Genomic DNA, 19,825 nt, shown 5'->3' with positions numbered 1-19,825 from the left:
TGGCGAATCCCGTCTCACACGGCAGTCGATGCCGTACGGTGATCCGACATCATGGCCGGACCGAACGCATGTTCAGGTCACGGTCGAGGCTTCCCGGGAAAGGGTTCTGCCGTGTCGAGAAACAACAACCTGCGACGACTCGCGGCCGGTGCGGGCACCGCGGTGATGGCCGTGGGATTCGCCGCAGCATTCGGCGTCACCGAAGCGGCCGCCGCACCGGTGAATCAGTCCACGAACTCCGGCCAGTGGACGTTCAACCGAACGATCAGCAACGGCACCCCGGCCCCGGGCGAGACCATCACCGTCACCAACGACATCCGCTGGAACGGCGGCCTCGCCCCCACCATCAGCGCCCTCAAGGACATCCACCCCACCTGCCTGGCCTACGTCCCCAACTCCTCGCGGGTCAACGGCCTCGGTGTCGGAACCACCACCCCCGACGCGACCACGGTGAGCATGAACGGCTCCTGGATCCGCAGCGCCGTCGACCGCAACATCAGCTACACGCTCCAGTACACCGTCGGCGCCGACTGTGCCCGCGACACCGCCCTGACCACCGGCGCGGGAGTCAACTCCAACCAGGGCCTCGGCTCGACCAACGCCAACACCGGACCCAACGTGTCGGTGACCAAGGACGCCACCCAGACCACCCTCGCCGCCGCCCCCGCACCGCAGGCAACCAAGGCGACAACACTGACGGCGACCGTCACGAACGGCGCGACCGGCACCGTGGAGTTCTCCAACAACGGGACCGTGCTCGGCACCGGCACCGTCGCGAACAGCACCGCCGTCTACTCCTGGACCCCCGCGGCAGGCGAAGCAGGACAACCCTTCTCGATCACCGCCAAGTACCTCGGTGACGCCACCCGCGCGGCATCGACCTCCGCCGCGCAGACCGGCACGATCACCGCCGCACCGTCCGCACCCGCCGCACCGACGAACGTCACCGCCACCCCGGGGTCGGTCATCGCGGGTAATGCGGTTTCCGTCGCCGGCGACGCGGAGCCGGGCTCGACCGTCAGGGTCACCGCGGGCGACAAGAGTTGCACCGCAACGGCCAGCCAGTCCGGAGCGTTCCACTGCACCATCGTCGCCACCACCCCCGGCAGCCTGAACATCACCGCCGTCGCGACCAACTCCGTCGGTACGTCCCCCGCCTCGGCGCCGGTCACCGTCACCGTCACCGCGCCGCCGGCGGGCGCCGCGGTGATCGTCGTCGACCCGGCGTCACCGACGTCGGGCACCCCGGCGACCATCTCGGTCGTCGGAGCCGATGCCAACTCGCACGTCGTCGTCAAGAACGGCACCGACACCGTCTGCACCGCTACCGCTGATGCCGGCGGGACCGCGACCTGCACCTGGACACCCACCGAGGGCACCCACACGCTGACCGCCGAAGTCACCACCGGCGGCACCGCAACCACCGTGACCAAGACCGTCACCGTGGGTACGCCCATCGACCCGGGCAACCCGGGAGAGGGCAACGGCTCGCTGGCCGGACTCTTCGGATCCAGCTAGCAACCAGCTATGACGAAGTGAGCCCCCACCGGCGAGTTCCGGTGGGGGCTCACCGTTTATCGCAACGGAACCCAACCGATCGCCCCGCTCGATCGAGACCTGCGGCCGGACGTGTGAATACCCAGCGAATCCCGAGTCGAATTCGAACCGATGCCGTACCGTGATCCGGAATCATGGCCGGACTGGACGCATGTTCAGCTCACGGCCGAGGCATCCTGGGAAGGGTTCTGCAGTGTCGACAAACAACAACTTGCGACGGCTCGCGGCCGGTGCGGGCACCGCGGTGATGGCCGTGGGATTCGCCGCGGCATTCGGCGTCACCGAAGCGGCCGCCGCACCGGTGAGCCAGTCCACGAACTCCGGCCAGTGGACGTTCAACCGAACGATCAGCAACGGCACCCCGGCCCCGGGCGAAACCATCACCGTCACCAACGACATCCGCTGGAACGGCGGCCTCGCGCCCACCATCAGCGCGCTGAAGGACATCCACCCCACCTGCCTGGCCTACGTCCCCAACTCTTCGCGGGTCAACGGCAACGGAGTCGGAACCACCACCCCCGACGCGACCACCGTGAGCATGAACGGCTCCTGGATCCGCAGCGCCGTCGACCGAAACATCAGCTACACCGTCCAGTACACCGTCGGCGCCGACTGTGCCCGCGACACCGCCCTGACCACCGGCGCAGGCGTCAACTCCAACCAGGGCCTCGGCTCGACCAACACCAACACCGGACCCAACGTGTCGGTGACCAAGGACGCCACCCAGACCACACTCGACATCGGCCCCGCACCGCAGGCAACCAAGGTCTCGACACTGAGGGCGACCGTCACGAACGGCGCGACCGGCACGGTGGAGTTCTCCAACAACGGGACCGTGCTCGGCACCGGCACCGTCTCGAACGGCATCGCTGTCTACTCGTGGACCCCCGCCGCAGGCGCGGCAGGGCAGTCCTTCTCGATCACTGCCAAGTACCTCGGTGACGCCACCCGCGCGGCATCGACCTCCGCCGCGCAGACCGGCACCGTCACCGCCGCACCGACGGCTCCCGCGGCCCCGGCAGGGCTGACCGCCACCCCGGCCACCGTCACCGCAGGCGACACCGTCACCATCTCCGGCACCGCCGAAACCGCCTCCAGCGTCACGGTCACCGCGGGCGACAAGACCTGCACCGCCACCGCCGACCAGGCCCGAGTCTTCAGCTGTGACATCACCACCACCGCCGCGGGCACCCTGACCGTCACCGCCGTCGCCACCAACGGCATCGGCGCGTCCCCCGCCTCCGCGCCGATCACCGTCACCGTCGCCGCCCGGCCTGCACCCGACGCCCCCACCGGACTGACCGCCAACCCGGCCGCCGTCACCGCAGGCGACATCGTCACCATCTCCGGCACCGCCGAAGCCGCCTCCAGCGTCACGGTCACCGCGGGCGACAAGACCTGCACCGCCACCGCCGACCAGGCCGGCGCGTTCCACTGCGACATCTCCACGACCGCCGCAGGCACCCTGACCGTCACTGCCGTCGCCACCAACAGCGTCGGCGCGTCCCCCGCCTCCGCGCCGATCACCGTCACCGTCGCCGCCCCGCCTGCGGGTACCGCGGTGATCGCCCTGACCCCGATCTCCCCGCGCGCAGGTACCTCGGTGATCATCTCGGTCATCGGAGCCGACGCCAACTCCCCGGTCGTCGTCAAGAACGGCGCCGACACCCTGTGCACCGCGACCGCCAATGCCGGCGGAACCGCGACCTGCACCTGGACGCCCACCGAGGGCACCCACACGCTGACCGCCGACGTCACCGTCGACGGCACCGCGAGCACGGTGACCAAGACCGTCACCGTGAGCGCGGCCACCGACCCGGGCAACCCGAATGAGGGCAACGGCTCGCTGGCCGGACTGTTCGGATCCAGCTAGTCGAACGCGTGAAGAGCGAGCCCCCAACGGAACTCCGTTGGGGGCTCGCTCTTTTCATCGCTGAGTTCTGCCGTCACGCCGCGTAGTCGTGCGGAGGCAGGTGCAGCCAGGCGTCGGTGGTCCGGACGTTGCCGCGCCGATAGATGACGCGGGCCGCGAGGTCGCGTTCCGTGAGCCACCGCAGCGCCGCGACTCCCTGCCCGAGTGCCGCGGCCGCAGCGGCGTACGCCCAGAGTCCGTCATCCGCCGCGACCGTGACGGCGTCCAGCCCCGACTCCGCACCGCCAGCAGGGGCCCGCACCGTCGCCAGCGCGCCATGCGCGCGGACCTCCACCTCCTCTCGTCCCGCGGCCGGAATTCCGTCGAGAGTCACCTGCCAACCTCCGATCGGGCAGTGACCCCAGGTGGCAACGATGTCGTCCACCCGCACACACACGCCGCATTCGAGGGTGTCCGCGGCACGTCGGGCGGCGCGGTGCGCTACCACGGACTTGGCGGTGGCCGTGAGGTCGAGGTACGCGCCGAACGGGGCGAACACGGTGTCGGCGTCGATCCGGATGTCGCCGAAGTCGGGTTCGGCGTGCGACACCACTTCCGCGATGGACTCTCCCGCGATCGGGGCCGCACCCTCAGACCGATCGGTTCGTTCGGGGTCTTCGACAGCCAGCGGGGACACCGCTCCTCCCGTGATCCGCGCGGCCCACAGTGCGGCACGGATCAGACCGCCGAGTTCGGGACTGACCCGGACCGGGGTGCCCTGCGCCTGGTTGACCGCGTGAATCTCGGCGTCACCCCGGCCGAGGTCGCATACGTCCCGCGCCCGTTCCAGTGCCGCACGCACGATGCCCGCGGCCTCACCGAGTGCGGCCCATTCGGTGACGCGCACCTCGATCTCGCTCCCCCATGTGGTCCACTGCGTGCTCGGGGTCATGACGACTCTCCACAACGAACTCGAACGCCGACTTCGCTGGTCAGCGGCTCTTGAGTCTCCAGTATGCGCCCGTTTTCTGTGGACCGTCTGAGGGATTTGTCCGAGTATGGACAGACCCGGGCACGCCCCCCGACCCCACGATCGCGCCGTACGCCGTCTTGTACAGTCGCTCACGACACGCCGTGAGCATCACGCCCACGCGGCGGATGCGTCGTCGCGGACGACCGATCGGCCGAGACATCCGAGGAGAGTCGAAAAGCATGAGCGAGCGCAGGATTCGTGTCGACATCGACGAGGCAGGCGTCGCCACGGTCACGCTGGACCGGGCCGAGAAGCACAACGCACTCGATCGGGCGATGTTCGACGCGATCGTCGACGTCGCGGCGCAGCTCGCAGACGACCGGACCGTCCGCGCCGTCGTCCTGCACGGCGAGGGAAAGAGCTTCTGCTCGGGCCTCGACATCACCAGCCTCATGCAGAGCGACGGCGGCCCGAGCGACCTGCTCGCGCGGGAGGAGGGAGCGCTCGCCAACCTCGCGCAGCGCGTCTCCGTCGACTGGAGCCGCGTTCCCGCACCGGTGATCGCCGCGATCACCGGCAACTGTTTCGGCGGTGGTCTCCAGATCGCACTCGGTGCCGACATCCGCTACGCGACCCCGGACGCGAAGCTGTCGGTCATGGAGGTCAAGTGGGGTCTGGTCCCCGACATGGGGATCACGCAGAGCCTGCCGCGACTCGTCGGCATCGACGTCGCGAAGGAACTGACCTTCACCGGACGCATCCTGTCCGGAACCGAAGCGCACTCGCTCGGACTGGTGACGCGCACCGTCGACGATCCGCTCACCGCGGCGCTCGAACTGGCACACGAGATCGCGGGGAAGTCGCCGCACGCGGTCCGGGCGGCGAAGCGGCTCTACGACGAGACGTGGAGTGGCGGCGACCCCGCGGGGGCACTGCTGCTCGAAAGCGAACTGCAGGTGTCCCTGATGGGCTCGCCGAACCAGTTGGAAGCAGTCACCGCGGGCATGACGAAACGCGCCGCCAATTTCGCCGACCCGGACTGACCGGGAGCCTCCCGTGCGCCGTCCCCGCGCGCAGCGCCTGAGGGTGGTCGACGAGATGTTCCTGCGCACGCACCGCGGCTACGGGACGCCCGTCGTGATGCAGGGTCTGTGGCGCGGCGGCGACGTCGACGCGTCCGAACTTCAGCGGGTGCACGACACCCTCGCGCTGGGCCCCCTGTCCCACACCGTCGTTCGTCCTCGGGTACCGGGCGCCCGGCCGCGCAGGCAACACGGCACCGCCCCCTGGCCGATCGAGTGGGCAACGCAGCCGATCGCCCGTGAATCGGTCGTGCTGTGGGCGGACGAGGTGGCGCAGCGACCCGTCGACCCGACCGCGGGTGCAGGCTGGCGGATGGCGGCGGCGCCACTGAGCGGCGGCGGAACCGTGGTGTCCCTGGTGTGCTCGCACGTCGTCGCCGACGCCCGCGGGCTGGCCGCAGCCATCGCTGCGGCGATGGTGGGAGAAGCGACGCGCGTCCCGCCCGATCCGGAACACCCGGCCCGCGACGACCTCGCCGACGCCGCCCGCATGGTCACCGTTGTCGGCGCCCGCACGCTCCGCGCCGTCGCGGGCCTCGTCCGGCACCCGTCCCGGCGAGCCGAGCTGCGATCCGCACCCGTGCGCCTGCCCGACAGCTCCGACCACCACGATGGCGCACAAGCGCCGGAGGCGCTGATCGTCGACGTGGATGCCGCACGGTGGGACGCCGAAGCCGCCCGCACCGGCGGAACCCCCAACTCCCTGCTGGTCACGGTGGCCGCCGCGATTGCGGGCATCGACGACACCGCACTGCAGGTCAGCATCCCCGTCAGCCGCCGCACCGACACCGACTCCGCGTCGAACGCGATCGACATGACGGAGGTGACGGTGCACCCGTCCGACTCCCCTGCCACGGTGCGGGCACTGCTCCGAGGCGCCTACCTGCAGCCCCCGATGTCCAGTCCGGCCGGCTTTCCGGCCGAACTTCTCCAACTCGTCCCCGACCGGGTCGCGTACCGACTCGCCCCCGACCCCGGCGAGCGCGACGTGCTCTGCTCGAACATCGGGCCGATCCCCGTCGCGCTGAGCTCGCTGGGCGGTGCCCGCGCCGAGGCGATCGCGACACGGGCCGTGCATCCCGGTATCGATGCCCGGCAACTCGCGGCATCCGCGAATCGGCTGTCCGTGTACCTGTGCCGACTCGGCGAGACCTACACGTTGTCACTCGTGTCCAAGGACCCCGGCCTGCGTGACCGGACCGCCGCTGCACTCGCCGCCCACGGATTGACCGCGCACCACTGGGACGACCCGGCATAGGGTGGAGCCGTCCGACCCCGACACGAGTGGAGCCCACCGATGAGCGAACAGGACATTCTCGCCCGCATCCGCGAACTCGTCGACAAAGAGCACGCCCTGCGCGCGAGAACCGAATCCGGCGACCTCGACCCCGCCACAGAGCAAGCCCAGCTCGATGCACTCGAGAAGACCCTCGACCAGTGCTGGGACCTGCTGCGGCAACGCCGCGCCCGCACCGACGCCGGGTTGCCCGCCGACGAGGTACCGGTCAGCCCCGCCTCGCAGGTCGAGGGCTACCTGCAATAACGGCGCGCGAGCACCGACCGTTCTACGGTGGTCCCATGCCTCCCCACAGCAACCCGGCAGCGGATCGTGAGTACGACGTCGTCGTCATCGGCGGCGGCCCGGCGGGAGAGATCGCGGCGCAATACGCGATCGCCGGCTCCGATCGCACCGCGGTGATCGTCGAGCACGAACTGCTCGGCGGCGAATGCTCGTACTGGGCGTGTATGCCCAGCAAGGCGCTGTTGCGGCCGGGCAGCGTCCTCGGCGCGGCTCGTGCGATGCCCGGAGCGCGAGAAGCCGTGGGCGAGAGCACCCTCGATGTTGCCGCTGTCCTGCAGCGGCGCGACACGTTCACCTCCCACCGCGACGACGCCGGTCAGGTGCAGTGGGCGTCCGGAGCCGGAATCGACGTGGTGCGCGGATCGGGCAGACTCGCCGGGGAACGCGTCGTCGAGGTCACCGGTGCCGACGGAACCCAGATGCTGCGGGCCCGGCACGCGGTGGTGCTGGCGACCGGGTCGACGGCGACGATCCCCGCAACGCCCGGACTCCGCGACGCACTGCCGTGGACCTCCCGCGATGCGACGAACCTGCAGGAAGTCCCCGGCCGCATCGCGATCGTCGGTGGTGGGGTCGTCGCCTGTGAGGCCGCGACCTGGCTCCTCGACCTCGGCGCGGAAGTGACCCTGCTCGTTCGCGGGTCCGGGCTGCTCGCGTCCGCGGAACCGTTCGCGGGCGACGCCGTCGCGGCGGCACTGCGCGAACGAGGCGCGACGGTACTGACGAACACCGCCGTGAACGCCGTCCGGCGGGACTCGCCGCAGGACACGGGAATCGGGCGCGTCCACGGCGGTGCCGTCACTGTGTCACTCGACGGCGGTGCCGTCACCACGTCATTCGACGGCGGCGAGGTGACGGTCGACGAACTGCTCGTCGCCGCAGGACGCCGGCCCGCCACGGGTGCACTGGGCCTGGACAGCGTCGGCCTGAGCGAGGTGCGCACCGACGACCAGCTCACCGTCGCCGGAGTGCCGGAAGGCTGGCTCTACGCCGTCGGCGACGTCAGCGGCCGCACCCCGCTGACGCACATGGGCAAGTACCACGGCCGGGTGTGCGGGGACGTGATCGCGGCCCGAGCCGAGTCACGGGCGCTCGACGCGGCCCGCGACATCGCGATCGCCGACCGGTCCGCCGTGCCGCAGGTGGTGTTCACGACCCCCGAGGTCGCGTCGGTCGGACGCACCGAGAAGACCGCACGTGCTGAAGGATTCGACGTCGACACCGTCGAGATCGACATCGCCGTCGCCGGGTCGTCACTGTCGCGCGACGACTTCACCGGCCGAGCAAAACTCGTGATCGACCGCGGCGACGACGTCCTGCTCGGAGCCACCTTCGTCGGCACCGAGGTCGCGGAACTGGTGCACGCCGCCACCGTCGCGGTGGCAGGTGCGGTGCCACTGAGCACACTGTGGCACGCAGTCCCCGCCTACCCGACGGTGTCCGAGGTGTGGCTGCGACTGCTGGAGGCCAGGCGTGGCTGATCCGCTCGTGGTCCACACCGCGGACGGCGCGGTCCTGGGCCGGGAACTGCACGGGCTGCGCACCTGGCGCGGAATCCCCTACGCGGCGCCACCCGTCGGCGACCTGCGACTGCGCGCTCCCCATCCCGTCACACCGTGGTCGGGGGTGCGTGACGCAACCCGATTCGGCTGCGTCGCACCGCAGTCCGGTCTGGAAACCCGCCGGATGCGGATGGGCGAGGACTGCCTGACGCTCAACGTCGTCACCCCGGCCACGCGCAGTGCGACACCGCGCCCGGTGATGGTGTTCATCCACGGCGGCGCGTACAGCGGCGGATCACCGACGACGCCGCTGTACCGCGGCGACGGCCTGGTCCGGCGCGGCGACATCGTGTACGTGTCGATCAACTACCGGCTCGGCGCACTCGGGTATCTCGACTTCACGGACCACTCCACCGGCGACCGCACGTTCGACTCCAACCTCGGTCCGCGGGACCAGATCGCCGCCCTGCAGTGGGTCCAGCGCAACATCGCGGCATTCGGCGGCGACCCCGACAACGTGACACTGTTCGGCGAGTCGGCGGGCGGGAACGCGGTCACCACCCTGCTGTGCATTCCCGCCGCGGCCGGCCTGTTCCGACAGGCGATCGCCGAAAGTCCGCCCGCGGCATCGGCGTACGGCCGCAGCCGTGCCCGGGCATGGGCGGAAGAGTTCCTCGAGATGCTGGACGAACCCGACCCGGTACGGGCACTCGGAGGAGCGGCGGTGGACGAGTTGGTCCGCGTCGGCGATGCACTCGTTGCCCGCGGCGCCGACGAGGCACCGGGAACCCGCGCTTTCGCCCCGGTCGTCGACGGCGACCTGCTGCCCCGGCACCCGCTGGACACGTTCGCCGCGGGACTCGCGCACCCCGTCCCGCTCATCATCGGCACCAACGCCAGCGAGGGCACGATCTTTCCGCGCTTCCTGGACATCATCCCGACCGATCCGGTCCGGATCGAGAAGATGTTCGCCGAGACGGATCCCGTGGTGAAGTCCCGGATCCTCGCCGCGTACCCGCGCTATCCCGACCGGCATGCCGCCGTCCAACTCGGCGGTGACGTCAGCTTCTGGGAACCGTCGGTACTCGTCGCACAGGGTCACACCCGCTCCGCACCCACCTATTCCTACAGGTACGATTTCGCACCGAATCTGCTGCGCTGGACCGGTTTCGGCGCCACGCACGCCACCGAGCTCTTCGCGGTGTTCGGGTCGGTCGACAGTCCACTCGGAAAGGCTGCCACCGCCCTCGGTGGCCGTAGCGGTCTGCGCGCCGCCACCAACCTCGTCCAGTCCCACTGGCTGCACTTCGCCCGTCACGGTCGTCCGAGGGAAACGTGGCCTGCCTACAGCCTCGAGCGCCGCGAAACGCTCGTCGTCGACACCGTCGCCCGAGTGGTGAACGACCCCGACGGAGACAAGCGACGGGCGTGGGTGGGCTACCAGCACCGCCGCTGACGCCACTCGGACGCGCTATTTGAGCAGTTTCGACATCCGGCGGTCGGCGAGGATCTTGCCACCCGTCTGGCAGGTCGGGCAGTACTGGAACGACCGGTCGGCGAAGGACACCTCGCGGACGGTGTCGCCGCAGACGGGGCACGGCAGTCCGGTCCGCGCGTGCACTCGCATCCCGGATCGCTTCTCCCCCTTCAACCTGGCGGCGTCCTGCCCGGTCGACCTGTCGACGGCGTCGGCGAGAACCGAGCGCATCACCACACGCAGCTCCGAAACCTGTTCGGGTGTCAGCTTGTTCGCGGTCGCGAAGGGAGACAGCTTCGCCGTGTGCAGGATCTCGTCGGAGTACGCGTTGCCGACGCCCGCGAGCACCGACTGATCGGTGAGTGCGTTCTTGATGCGGGCCGACGACTTCGCGAGCAGCTCCGCGAACACCGGTTCGGTGACGTCGAGGGCGTCGGGGCCCAACTTCGCGATGCCCGGGACCTCGGCAGGCATCCGCACCAGCCACACCGCGAGTCGCTTCTGGGTGCCGGCCTCCGTCAGGTCGATGGCCGGCGTGGTTCCGTCGGGCGCGAACAGGTGCATCCGCAGCGCCAGCGGACCCTTGCCCGGCTTGGGGGGCGTCTGGCTCGGGTTGTCCTGCCAACGCAGCCACCCCGCCCGGGACAGGTGGGTGATCAGCCAGAGACCGTCCTCCTGACCGCACCGCAGTCCGAGGTGCTTGCCGAAACGGGCGGCGCCGGTGATGTCACGGCCGGCGAGGACGTCGATCGGAGGGTCGAACGTCTTGAGCACGCTCAACGCCGCCACGTCCACCCGTCCGATGACCGCGCCGACCGCATGGTCGCGCAGGAACTGGGCCAGGGCCTCCACCTCGGGCAGTTCGGGCATGCCCACAGCGTAGGCCGCTCCGCGGCTCGTGCGCGGGTGAAGCCTCCGGGGACCCCCGAGCGCGCACGAGTGGGTCAGCGCCTCCGGACCAGGTAGGTGTCCATGATCCAGCCCTTGCGCTCACGCAGCTCGGCGCGAGTGCGAACGATCTCGTCGGAGACGGAGTGCAGGTCACCCGCGATCAGGGTCTCGTCGGGCGTGCCGAGGTATGCGCCCCACCAGATGTCCCAGTCGCCGTCCAGGGTGGTGAAGCTGTTCTCGGCGTCGAGCATCACGACCGCGTCCCGAACGCCGTCGGGCAGGCCCTCGTCGCGGAGCCGCCGTCCCGTCGTGGTGAGCACCGGCTCGCCGATCCGGTTGAGCACGATCCGATGCTGCGCGGCCAGCGACGACACACTGGTCACTCCGGGGATCACGGTGTGGTCGAAGCCGACGACGCCGCGCCGCAGGACCCGCTCGACGATGCGCAGGGTGCTGTCGTACAGCGACGGGTCACCCCAGACCAGGATTGCGCCGACACCGTCGACGGCCGCGAACGCCTCCTCGAACACCTGGGCTCGGCGGTCGTGCCAGTCGTCGACGACGCCCTCGTAGTTGCTCGGGGTCCGATCGCGGGGCGGATCGACGATGTCGACGATCCGGTAGTCGCCGCGCATGTGCTCGTCGAGGAGGCCGGTGCGCAGGTCCACGAGGTCCTGTTTCTGCTCGCCCTTGCCGATGACGAAGAACACCTCGGCCCGGTTCATGGCCTTGACTGCCTGGATCGTCACCTGGTCGGGGTCACCGGCGCCGACGCCGATCACGAGGAGTTCACGCATGCCGCGAGGCTATCGCCCGAGGGACACGGCCTAGACTGGCGGCCGTGACTTCCCCGACGCCCGCTCCCGTGCACACCCCGTACGAGGACCTGCTGCGGCTGGTCATGGAGACCGGGACCCCGAAGGCGGACCGCACCGGAACCGGCACCCGCAGCGTGTTCGGCCACCAGATGCGCTTCGACCTGCGCGAGGGTTTCCCGCTGATCACCACCAAGAAGGTGCACCTCAAGTCGATCGTGTACGAGTTGCTGTGGTTCCTGCGCGGCGACTCGAACGTCGAGTGGCTGCGTGAGCACGGCGTGACGATCTGGGATGAGTGGGCGGACGCCGACGGCGAGCTCGGACCGGTGTACGGCGTGCAGTGGCGCTCGTGGCCGACACCGGACGGCGAGCACATCGACCAGGTCACGAAGGTGATCGAGACGCTGAAGACCAACCCGGACTCCCGTCGGATGATCGTCTCGGCGTGGAACGTCGCGGAGCTCGACGCGATGGCGCTGCAGCCGTGCCATGCGTTCTTCCAGTTCTACGTCGCGGACGGCAGGCTCAGCTGCCAGCTGTACCAGCGCAGCGCCGACCTGTTCCTCGGCGTGCCGTTCAACATCGCCAGCTACGCACTGCTCACCCACATGGTGGCGCAGCAGACGGGCCTCGAGGTCGGCGAGTTCATCTGGACGGGCGGCGACTGCCACGTCTACGACAACCACGTCGACCAGGTCACCGAACAGCTCTCGCGGGAGCCGTACCCGTATCCGACGCTGACGCTGCACAAGCGGGACTCGATCTTCGACTACACCTTCGAGGACGTCGAGATCACAGGCTATCGGCACCACCCCCCGATCAAGGCACCGGTCGCCGTCTGATGCTCGGCCTGATCTGGGCCCAGGCCTCGAACGGGGTCATCGGCCGCGACAACGCGATCCCGTGGCGCATCCCGGAGGACATGGCGCACTTCGTGGAGGTCACGACGGGTCATCCCGTGGTGATGGGCCGCCGGACGTGGGATTCGCTGCCGCCGCGGTTCCGGCCGCTGACGGATCGCCGGAACATCGTCGTCACCCGTGACCGTGACTGGTCTGCGGACGGCGCCGAGGTAGCGCACTCGATCGACGACGCTCTCGCGCTCGCCGGCGACGGGGAGACCTGGGTGATGGGCGGCGGCGAGATCTACGCGGCCACGCTCGGCGGGGCCGATCGTCTGATCGTCACCGAGGTGGATCTGGACGTCGACGGTGACGCCTACGCACCGGAGCTGGGCCCGGAGTGGGTTGCCGCGGCCACCGGCGATTGGCAGACGTCGAGCCGTGACGGCGTGCGCTTCCGGTTCGTCACCTACGCGCGTCGCTGAAGCAGGTCACCGGCACACCGCCGACACCTCCGAAAATGATCTGAATACGCACGTCCTCAGATGCAGTCCGCTGCTAATCTGACAACAGGCGTTTTCACAATCAGTTTCGAGGGGGAACCATGCGCCGCACCACCGCTGCGCCGCCCGAGACCGGCAGCGACACCACCGCGTCGGCCGTCCCGCCGTGGCATCCCGGCCAACCCCACCATGAGCTCGCCGCCGACGTCCGATGGTGGATGGGCATGCCGCTCGCCTTCGGCCTGTACGGCAGGCTCGCCCTCGACCAGGTGGCCTACCGCGAGGTCGCCGCGGCCGTCGACGCGAGCGGACGCTTCGCCGCGAACTTCACCAACCGCGGCATCCGCAGCTACATGTGGGGTCCGCTGATGCTGTTCGGCGACGACGACGACCGCCGCGCGACCGCGACGCGCCTCAAGAACATGCACGGTCAGGTACGCGGCCGAGGCAAGGGAGAGTTCGAGGGCGAGCGGTACAGCGCACTCAACCCCGCGCTGTGGAAATGGGTCGGAACGAGCAGCCTGCTCGTCCTCTACACCGGCTACGTGTCCACCTACGCGAAACAGCTCGACGCCGAGCAGCGCGAGATCGTCTACCGGACCATCCTGGCGATGAGCGACTACGACCTGAACAGCGACCAGGCCGCCGTACCCGCCACCGTCGCCGAGGTGGAGGAGTACTACAACTCCGTCGCCGCGACCGAACTCGCCGACAACGACTTCCTCCAGTGGGCGAACGCGAGCTTCGACGCGATGCCCGTCCCGACGCTGTTCGGTCCGCACTGGCTGCACGTCCTCATCACCCCGCTGTGGCGGGTGGCGACGCCGCTGCTCTCCAGGCCCGCACGGATCTGCGCGGAGGCAGCCGCCCATCCCCGCATGCGCGAACTCCTCGGTGTCGAGTGGAACTCGCGGCGCGCGTGGGAGTTCCGCATCTACACCGCGACGATCCGTACCGCACGCAAGCATCTGCCGAAATGGGCCCTCCTCGAACCGTTGGCCTACAACCGCTACCGCTACGAGCGGTTGCGTACGGCGTATGCCGCTCCGCAGCTCGACTCCTTCGCCGCGCCACCCGGGCAGCAGTAAGCGACCTCGACACGACGCCGGGCACGCGGGTTCGGCAAGTGCGGCGCCGGGGCGCGCCGAGTGGGCCATACTGCAGAGGCACGACGTGAAGATTCGGTCTGGCCCAGCGAGAGGCACGCCCATGGACAAGAAGTCGCTGACCGCAGTTGCGCGGCAACAACTCAAGCTGGCGAACACCGCGTCCAGCGGTCGCAGTTCGCAGACGATCTACGGCGGCCACCAGCGCAGCCTGCGTCAGACGGTGGTGGCGTTGACCGCGGGCGAGGAACTCGCGGAGCACGATTCGCCCGGCGAGGCGACGCTGGTCGTCCTCAGCGGCACGTTGACGCTCATCGCAGGCGAGGACTCGTGGAAGGGATCGGCCGGGGATCTTCTCGTCATTCCGTCGACACGACACCGCGTCGAGGCCGTCGAGGACGTCGCGTTCCTGCTGACCGTCGCCAAGTGACGGTCACGCCAAACAACATGTGAACTTTGGTTACACACACCTATTGACCCGGCGTGCCGGCGGCCTTACGTTCCTCGTGTCACGGAAACATCCGACACCACGGAGGGCCGCCGCATGCCGCGCACCACCGAACACACCGATCGCCCCGCCCCCACACCGACCGACCGCGAGGTGGTCGCGGGTCGCCTGCTCGCCGGGTCGGTCAAGCGCTCCTACAATCCCGTCGTCGACCTCGACTGGGACGCCCCACTCGTCGAGGGGCGGTATTTCCTGCCCCCGGCCGTCCTGTCCCTGTACGGCACCCCGATGTGGGAGTCGATGACGGAGACGCAGCGGATCGAGCTGTCCCGGCAGGAAGCCGCGAACATCCTCAGCGTCGGGGCCTGGTTCGAGAACATCCTGTTGCAGGCACTCCTTCGGAACCTGATGCACCAGGACCCGACCTCGCTGCACACCCGGTACGTCCTCACCGAGATGGGCGACGAGTGCAGGCACATGACGATGTTCGGACGCGCGGTGGCGGCCATGGGCGCCAAGCCGTTTCAGTTGCGATGGCATCAAGCCGTGGTGGTCAACCTGCTGCCGAAGACCTTTCGCGGCACCATGCTGTGGGTCGCGGCGCTCATCGGCGAGGAGATCTTCGATGCCACGCAGCGTCGCGTCATGGACGATCCGGAGCTCCAACCGATGATGTCGCGGTTGATGCGCATCCATGTCACCGAGGAGGCCCGCCACATCAAGTTCGCCCGCGAGGGGGTGCGCAGGCGCGTCGCAGGCAGCCGCAGGATCGAGACGTGGTGGGTGGGCACCGTCCAGGGCGTCGGCGGCCCACTGCTGCAACGCCTGTTCACCAATCCCGCGATGTACGCGCGGGTGGGACTGGACCCGAAAGAGGCACGGCGGCAGGCATTGTCGAATCCCCATTTCCGGAAGATGCAGCGCCGCGGATTCGGGGACCTCGCGGCGTTTCTCGAGGAGACCGGACTGATGCGGGCGCCGTCACGGGCGATGTGGCGGCGGGCAGGGTTCCTGTGATTCGCCGCAGGCGCAGACGCGCGACCGAACCGTCGATCGACCCCGCGATGCTCGAACCGGACGTCGCGTACGCCGGGCCTGCCGTGCTCACCACCGGTTCGGCCGCACTGGACACCGTCGTCCACCTGAACGGGCACTTCGAACCTCTGGACGGACACTTCCACTGGTACGGGCGTATCGACGGCTCCGACCTCGGCGCACTCACCGGCCGCGACCGCGCATCACTGACACTGACGATCGCCGACGGTGACGCGTGTCCGGCGACGCTCGGCGAGCAGGATCCATGGGGTCACCTGCGGATCAGCGGTACCGGCGCGCCCCCGTACCCCCTCGACGAGGTCGAAGTGGACGTGCCCGTCCCGTAGGTTTCACGGTATGAGCGAGTTGTTCGAACGCGACGGCGTGGTCGGGGACCTGTACCGGCCGGACGGCGATCCGGTCGCCGCACTCGTACTGACACACGGCGCGGGCGGCAACCGGGATGCGCCCCTGCTGCGGCGCGCAGCGACCGAGTTCGCGGCTGCAGGTGCCCTGGTGTTGCGGTTCGACCTGCCGTTCCGGCAGCGCAGGCCGAAAGGCCCCCCGAGCCCGTCAACCGCAGCGCAGGATCGCGACGGAATCGCGACGGCAGTGGCCGCGGTCCGTGAATTGTCCTCCGCACCGGTAATTCTCGGTGGACATTCGTACGGCGGACGTCAGGCGTCGATGCTCGCGGCGGAACGCCCCGACATCTGCGACGGACTCCTGTCGTTCTCGTACCCGCTGCATCCGCCCGGCAGACCGGAGAAGGCGCGCACCGCGCACCTTCCGGACCTGCGCTGCCCCTGTGTGTTCGTCCACGGCACCCGCGACCCGTTCGGCACGCCCGACGAGATGCGCGCGGCACTCACGCTGATCTCGGCACCCCACACACTCGTCCTCGTCGACGGCAGAGGCCACGACCTCGCCCCCGACAAGAGCGACGCCGTTCCCGCCGCGGTCGACGCCGCCACCACCGCATTCGGCTGGCACTGACCCTCCGGCACCCCGACCCCCGACCCGGGTTTGCCACTATGGGGTGATGGGTGCCAATCTGCTGATCGTCGAGGACGACGACCGTGTCCGCGCCGCACTCCGAATGGCTTTGGAGGACGAGGGCTACGACGTCGACGAGGCTCCGGATGCGGAAACCGCCCTCGATCAGCTCAAACGCAACGGTCCGCCCGACGTGATGATCGTGGACCTCGTGCTCGGCGACATGGACGGTTTCACCTGCATCCGCCAGGTTCGGCGCCATCACGACGTGCCGATCATCGTGGTCAGTGCGCGGGACGACACGCACGATGTGGTCGCAGCCCTCGAAGCCGGGGCCGACGACTACGTGACGAAGCCGTTCGAGGTCAAGGAGATCACCGCGCGCATACGGGCACTGCGGCGCCGGGCCGGCGCCGCGGGCGAACCGAACCTGCCCGCCGACATCGTCCTGGACGACGATCGGGACACCCCCCTGGTTCTCTCACCCGCAGGCGGGGTGGCCCGACGCGGCGACGACCCGGTGCACCTGACGCTCACAGAGTTCAGGCTGCTGTGCGAACTCGCACAGTCGCCGGGCATGGTCCTCAGCCGCAGTGTCCTGCTGGAAAGAGTGTGGGATCGCGGATTCTTCGGCGACGAGCGGATCGTGGACGTGCACGTGCGACGACTCCGTACGAAGATCGAGCAGGACTCGTCCGATCCACGAATCGTCCTCACGGTCCGCGGACTCGGGTACCGATTCGATGCCCCCCGCTAGCGTGCCTGCACTGCTGTCGCTGCGCGGCCGCCTGGGGTTGCGCGGCCGGGTGATCCTGACGTTCGCGCTCGGCGCCGCACTGCTGTCCCTCGTCCTGTCCGTGGCGGTGTTCGCCACCAGCAGCGAGTACCTCACGGGACAGCGGGAACGTTCGGCGGAGCGCCAGACGGCGAGCCACGCCGACTTCGTCCGCAGCGTGCTGTACTCCTCCGACGCGTCACCCGACCTCGTGTTGCAGTCGGTCGACCTGCCTGCCGGATCGGTCCTCTTCCTGGAACGGGGCGGGGCGTGGTCCACCTCGGACCCCGACGGGCCGCCGCTGCCGGACGAGATGCTGCCCTCGGAGCCCGATGCGGGGAACGCGACCGTGTACGTCACCGTCGCGGGGCAGTCGTACATCGGAGTGCGGATGGTTCTCAACGATGCAGGCGACAACCTGTACGAGTTGTCGCCTGTCATCGAGCTGCAGTCGACGTTGCAGATCCTGCGCATCACCCTCGCCTCGTCCGCACTGGTCACGACCGCGGCGGGTGCCGCGATGGGGTTCTGGGCCAGCCGTCGAGTGCTCAGGCCACTGCGTGACATGGCAGGCGCTGCCGCCCGGATCTCGGGCGGCGACCTCGACACCCGACTCGTGCGTTCGCGCGACCGCGACCTCGACACCATCACGACCTCGTTCAATGCCATGGTCGATTCACTGCAACGCCGGATCGAGCACGAGCGACGGTTCTTCGGCGACGTCAGCCACGAGCTTCGGACACCGTTGACCACACTGGTGACGAGTGTGTCCGTCCTGGATCGCCAGCGGCTGGACCTGCCCGAACGCTCCGGGCGGGCACTCGACCTGATCAGCGCGGAACTCGATCACCTGCGCAGACTCCTCGACGACCTGCTCGCTCTGGCGCGGTCCGAGGCGGGCCTGCATCCCGGCGACCTCGAACCGGTGTCGGTTCGCACCCTCCTCACCCACACCCTGATCCGGTCGAAGCGTTCGGTGGACCTGCTCACCGTGAGCACCGACGACCGGGTCGCCGCGCGGAAGCTGTCGCTCGAACGGGCACTGGTGAACCTGATGGACAATGCGGATCGCCACGGGCGTGGGCTCGTGGCGGTGACGGTCCGCCGGGACGGCGCGTTCACCGCGATCGACGTCGACGACGCGGGCCCCGGTGTGGCCCCCTCGGATCGGGAACGAATCTTCGAGCGCTTCACCACGGGCCGTCTCGGTCGCCGAACCGCGGGTGGTTCCGGCACCGGGCTCGGGCTGGCGCTCGTCACGGAAACGGTCGCGGCGCACGGCGGCACGATCGGATACAGCGATCGCCCCGGCGGCGGCGCACGGTTCACGATGCGCCTTCCGCGGCTTCTCGACTGACCGTCACGGTCGTAACACGATCGCAAAGTAGTCGGCAGGACCAGCTCAATGTCGCTCGGGCAGGGTGGGTGTCCCAGCCGCCGGGGGGACGGATCACCGCTCCGTGCCCGGACCAGCCGAAGGAGCTTCCCGTGCCCGAGCTCGTCGACCGCCCTGCCCACGACACGAACCGGTACCGAGACGACACCGCGTTCCTCCGTCGGCCGCGCCTCTCCGATGCGGGTCACATGTGGCGGATCGCGAAGGGCACCGGCGTCCTCGACGTCAACTCCAGCTACGCGTACCTGTTGTGGTGCCGCGACTTCCGCGAAACGTCGATCGTCGCCGAGATCGACTCGGAGATAATCGGTTTCGCCACCGGGTTCGTGCGACCCGAAGCCCCGGACACACTTTTCATCTGGCAGGTCGCCGTAGACGAGAGGGCACGCGGCCGCGGGATCGGTGTCGCGATGCTGGACCGGGTGCTCGGTCAGGCAACATCATTCGGAGTCCGGTTCCTCGAAACGACCGTCACCGGGGACAACGCGGCCTCGCAGTCGATGTTCACGACCCTCGCCGACCGCCGTGGCGCCGGCATCTACGCACGGCCACTGTTCACTCCGGACCACTTCCCGGACGGGCACACGGCCGAAGACCTGTACACCATAGGACCGATTCACGAGAACGGACACCGATGAGCGCAGTCACCACGGACTCACCCGACATCACGATCTTCGAGACGCGGGAGTCGGAGGTTCGCAGCTACAGCAGGTCCTGGCCCACCGTCTTCACCTCCGCCAAAGGATCCTGGCTCCGCACCGAAGACGGACGCGACTACCTCGACTTCTTCGCAGGCGCAGGCGCACTCAACTACGGACACAACAACCCCGTCCTCAAACGCGCCCTCCTCGACTACCTCGACAGCGACGGCATCACCCACAGCCTCGACATGCACACCGTCGCCAAACGCCGCTTCCTCGAAACCTTCGAGGCCCTCGTCCTCGCACCCCGAAACCTCCCCTACAAAGTCCAATTCCCCGGACCCACCGG

The 19,825-nt window shown here is 69.3% G+C and carries 21 protein-coding genes; 18 read left to right on the top strand and 3 right to left on the bottom strand.

Going from position 1 to position 19,825, the window contains the following annotated elements; translation table 11 throughout:
• Window positions 1-111: 111 nt before the first annotated feature.
• Complete coding sequence (locus FFS72_RS16925; protein ID WP_171018721.1) at window positions 112-1,518, top strand: Ig-like domain repeat protein; 1,407 nt, start codon at window positions 112-114, stop codon at window positions 1,516-1,518.
• A gap of 232 nt (window positions 1,519-1,750) precedes the next feature.
• Window positions 1,751-3,430, top strand: coding sequence for a beta strand repeat-containing protein (locus FFS72_RS26985; protein WP_137875017.1), 1,680 nt, complete (start codon window positions 1,751-1,753; stop codon window positions 3,428-3,430).
• A gap of 73 nt (window positions 3,431-3,503) precedes the next feature.
• Here the strand turns inward: FFS72_RS26985 and FFS72_RS16915 are convergent, their stop codons facing one another.
• Window positions 3,504-4,361: an FAD:protein FMN transferase gene (locus FFS72_RS16915; RefSeq protein WP_137875016.1), complete on the bottom strand. Its 858-nt coding sequence runs from the start codon at window positions 4,359-4,361 to the stop codon at window positions 3,504-3,506.
• A gap of 260 nt (window positions 4,362-4,621) precedes the next feature.
• On the opposite strand from FFS72_RS16915, the gene FFS72_RS16910 reads away from it, so the two are divergent.
• Genes FFS72_RS16910 through FFS72_RS16890 form a run of 5 tightly spaced genes read left to right on the top strand, consistent with a single transcriptional unit; the run spans window position 4,622 to window position 10,004 of the window.
• Window positions 4,622-5,425 carry a crotonase/enoyl-CoA hydratase family protein gene (locus FFS72_RS16910; RefSeq protein WP_137875015.1) on the top strand — a complete coding sequence of 268 codons (804 nt, stop codon included), beginning with the start codon at window positions 4,622-4,624 and terminating at the stop codon, window positions 5,423-5,425.
• 13 nt (window positions 5,426-5,438) lie between these two features.
• Entirely contained in the window at window positions 5,439-6,722 is a 1,284-nt protein-coding gene (locus FFS72_RS16905) for a hypothetical protein (RefSeq protein WP_249353373.1), read from the top strand.
• A 39-nt stretch (window positions 6,723-6,761) separates the two neighbouring features.
• Window positions 6,762-7,007 carry a DUF2630 family protein gene (locus tag FFS72_RS16900; protein WP_137875014.1) on the top strand — a complete coding sequence of 82 codons (246 nt, stop codon included), beginning with the start codon at window positions 6,762-6,764 and terminating at the stop codon, window positions 7,005-7,007.
• Window positions 7,008-7,042: 35 nt separating this feature from the next.
• Entirely contained in the window at window positions 7,043-8,527 is a 1,485-nt protein-coding gene (locus FFS72_RS16895) for a dihydrolipoyl dehydrogenase family protein (protein WP_137875013.1), read from the top strand.
• Window positions 8,520-10,004: a carboxylesterase/lipase family protein gene (locus tag FFS72_RS16890; RefSeq protein ID WP_137875012.1), complete on the top strand. Its 1,485-nt coding sequence runs from the start codon at window positions 8,520-8,522 to the stop codon at window positions 10,002-10,004. Before FFS72_RS16895 ends, FFS72_RS16890 begins: the two co-directional genes overlap by 8 nt.
• Before the next feature lie 15 nt (window positions 10,005-10,019).
• Here the strand turns inward: FFS72_RS16890 and FFS72_RS16885 are convergent, their stop codons facing one another.
• Both FFS72_RS16885 and cobF read right to left on the bottom strand, forming a co-directional pair.
• Complete coding sequence (locus tag FFS72_RS16885; protein ID WP_137875011.1) at window positions 10,020-10,895, bottom strand: Fpg/Nei family DNA glycosylase; 876 nt, start codon at window positions 10,893-10,895, stop codon at window positions 10,020-10,022.
• Window positions 10,896-10,969: 74 nt separating this feature from the next.
• Window positions 10,970-11,713 carry a precorrin-6A synthase (deacetylating) gene (cobF, locus tag FFS72_RS16880; protein WP_137875010.1) on the bottom strand — a complete coding sequence of 248 codons (744 nt, stop codon included), beginning with the start codon at window positions 11,711-11,713 and terminating at the stop codon, window positions 10,970-10,972.
• 104 nt (window positions 11,714-11,817) lie between these two features.
• Between cobF and FFS72_RS16875 the strand changes: the two genes are divergently transcribed.
• The 11 genes from FFS72_RS16875 to FFS72_RS16825 form a co-directional block, all read left to right on the top strand.
• Window positions 11,818-12,576: a thymidylate synthase gene (locus FFS72_RS16875; RefSeq protein ID WP_249353377.1), complete on the top strand. Its 759-nt coding sequence runs from the start codon at window positions 11,818-11,820 to the stop codon at window positions 12,574-12,576.
• The gene (locus FFS72_RS16870; protein ID WP_137875009.1) at window positions 12,576-13,061 is read left to right on the top strand and encodes a dihydrofolate reductase; all 486 of its coding nucleotides are present in this window, start codon (window positions 12,576-12,578) and stop codon (window positions 13,059-13,061) included. The genes FFS72_RS16875 and FFS72_RS16870 overlap by 1 nt, the downstream gene beginning before the upstream one ends.
• 119 nt (window positions 13,062-13,180) lie before the next feature.
• Window positions 13,181-14,167, top strand: a complete 987-nt coding sequence (locus FFS72_RS16865; protein WP_171018720.1) for an oxygenase MpaB family protein — start codon at window positions 13,181-13,183, stop codon at window positions 14,165-14,167.
• A 121-nt stretch (window positions 14,168-14,288) separates the two neighbouring features.
• Window positions 14,289-14,615, top strand: coding sequence for a cupin domain-containing protein (locus FFS72_RS16860; RefSeq protein ID WP_137875008.1), 327 nt, complete (start codon window positions 14,289-14,291; stop codon window positions 14,613-14,615).
• Between the two features lie 114 nt (window positions 14,616-14,729).
• Window positions 14,730-15,650, top strand: coding sequence for an AurF N-oxygenase family protein (locus FFS72_RS16855; RefSeq protein WP_137875007.1), 921 nt, complete (start codon window positions 14,730-14,732; stop codon window positions 15,648-15,650).
• On the top strand, window positions 15,647-16,015 hold the full coding sequence (locus FFS72_RS16850) for a DUF4873 domain-containing protein (protein ID WP_137875006.1): 369 nt from the start codon (window positions 15,647-15,649) through the stop codon (window positions 16,013-16,015). The genes FFS72_RS16855 and FFS72_RS16850 overlap by 4 nt, the downstream gene beginning before the upstream one ends.
• 10 nt (window positions 16,016-16,025) lie before the next feature.
• Window positions 16,026-16,664: an alpha/beta hydrolase family protein gene (locus tag FFS72_RS16845; RefSeq protein ID WP_137875005.1), complete on the top strand. Its 639-nt coding sequence runs from the start codon at window positions 16,026-16,028 to the stop codon at window positions 16,662-16,664.
• Window positions 16,665-16,710: 46 nt separating this feature from the next.
• A complete protein-coding gene (locus tag FFS72_RS16840) occupies window positions 16,711-17,421 on the top strand; it encodes a response regulator (RefSeq protein ID WP_137875004.1) in 711 nt (236 codons plus the stop codon).
• Entirely contained in the window at window positions 17,408-18,796 is a 1,389-nt protein-coding gene (locus FFS72_RS16835; protein WP_137875003.1) for a HAMP domain-containing sensor histidine kinase, read from the top strand. The genes FFS72_RS16840 and FFS72_RS16835 overlap by 14 nt, the downstream gene beginning before the upstream one ends.
• A gap of 131 nt (window positions 18,797-18,927) precedes the next feature.
• Window positions 18,928-19,473 carry a diaminobutyrate acetyltransferase gene (gene ectA, locus FFS72_RS16830; protein ID WP_283235422.1) on the top strand — a complete coding sequence of 182 codons (546 nt, stop codon included), beginning with the start codon at window positions 18,928-18,930 and terminating at the stop codon, window positions 19,471-19,473.
• On the top strand, window positions 19,470-19,825 hold a 356-nt coding region (locus FFS72_RS16825), incomplete at its 3' end, for an aminotransferase class III-fold pyridoxal phosphate-dependent enzyme (protein WP_137875002.1). The genes ectA and FFS72_RS16825, both read left to right, overlap by 4 nt.

This window comes from Rhodococcus sp. Q (assembly GCF_005503035.1).
Lineage (GTDB): Bacteria > Actinomycetota > Actinomycetes > Mycobacteriales > Mycobacteriaceae > Rhodococcus_G.
This window is presented reverse-complemented; position numbering and strand designations above follow the sequence as displayed.

Excerpts from the sequence above, each read along its gene's own strand:
- FFS72_RS16915 (WP_137875016.1), bottom strand. The coding sequence starts at position 4,361 with ATGACCCCGAGCACGCAGTGGACCACATGGGGGAGCGAGATCGAGGTG.
- FFS72_RS16910 (WP_137875015.1), top strand. The coding sequence starts at position 4,622 with ATGAGCGAGCGCAGGATTCGTGTCGACATCGACGAGGCAGGCGTCGCC.
- FFS72_RS16900 (WP_137875014.1), top strand. The coding sequence starts at position 6,762 with ATGAGCGAACAGGACATTCTCGCCCGCATCCGCGAACTCGTCGACAAA.
- FFS72_RS16895 (WP_137875013.1), top strand. The coding sequence starts at position 7,043 with ATGCCTCCCCACAGCAACCCGGCAGCGGATCGTGAGTACGACGTCGTC.
- FFS72_RS16885 (WP_137875011.1), bottom strand. The coding sequence starts at position 10,895 with ATGCCCGAACTGCCCGAGGTGGAGGCCCTGGCCCAGTTCCTGCGCGAC.
- cobF (WP_137875010.1), bottom strand. The coding sequence starts at position 11,713 with ATGCGTGAACTCCTCGTGATCGGCGTCGGCGCCGGTGACCCCGACCAG.
- FFS72_RS16875 (WP_249353377.1), top strand. The coding sequence starts at position 11,818 with ATGGAGACCGGGACCCCGAAGGCGGACCGCACCGGAACCGGCACCCGC.
- FFS72_RS16870 (WP_137875009.1), top strand. The coding sequence starts at position 12,576 with ATGCTCGGCCTGATCTGGGCCCAGGCCTCGAACGGGGTCATCGGCCGC.
- FFS72_RS16865 (WP_171018720.1), top strand. The coding sequence starts at position 13,181 with ATGCGCCGCACCACCGCTGCGCCGCCCGAGACCGGCAGCGACACCACC.
- FFS72_RS16860 (WP_137875008.1), top strand. The coding sequence starts at position 14,289 with ATGGACAAGAAGTCGCTGACCGCAGTTGCGCGGCAACAACTCAAGCTG.
- FFS72_RS16855 (WP_137875007.1), top strand. The coding sequence starts at position 14,730 with ATGCCGCGCACCACCGAACACACCGATCGCCCCGCCCCCACACCGACC.
- FFS72_RS16845 (WP_137875005.1), top strand. The coding sequence starts at position 16,026 with ATGAGCGAGTTGTTCGAACGCGACGGCGTGGTCGGGGACCTGTACCGG.
- FFS72_RS16840 (WP_137875004.1), top strand. The coding sequence starts at position 16,711 with ATGGGTGCCAATCTGCTGATCGTCGAGGACGACGACCGTGTCCGCGCC.
- FFS72_RS16835 (WP_137875003.1), top strand. The coding sequence starts at position 17,408 with ATGCCCCCCGCTAGCGTGCCTGCACTGCTGTCGCTGCGCGGCCGCCTG.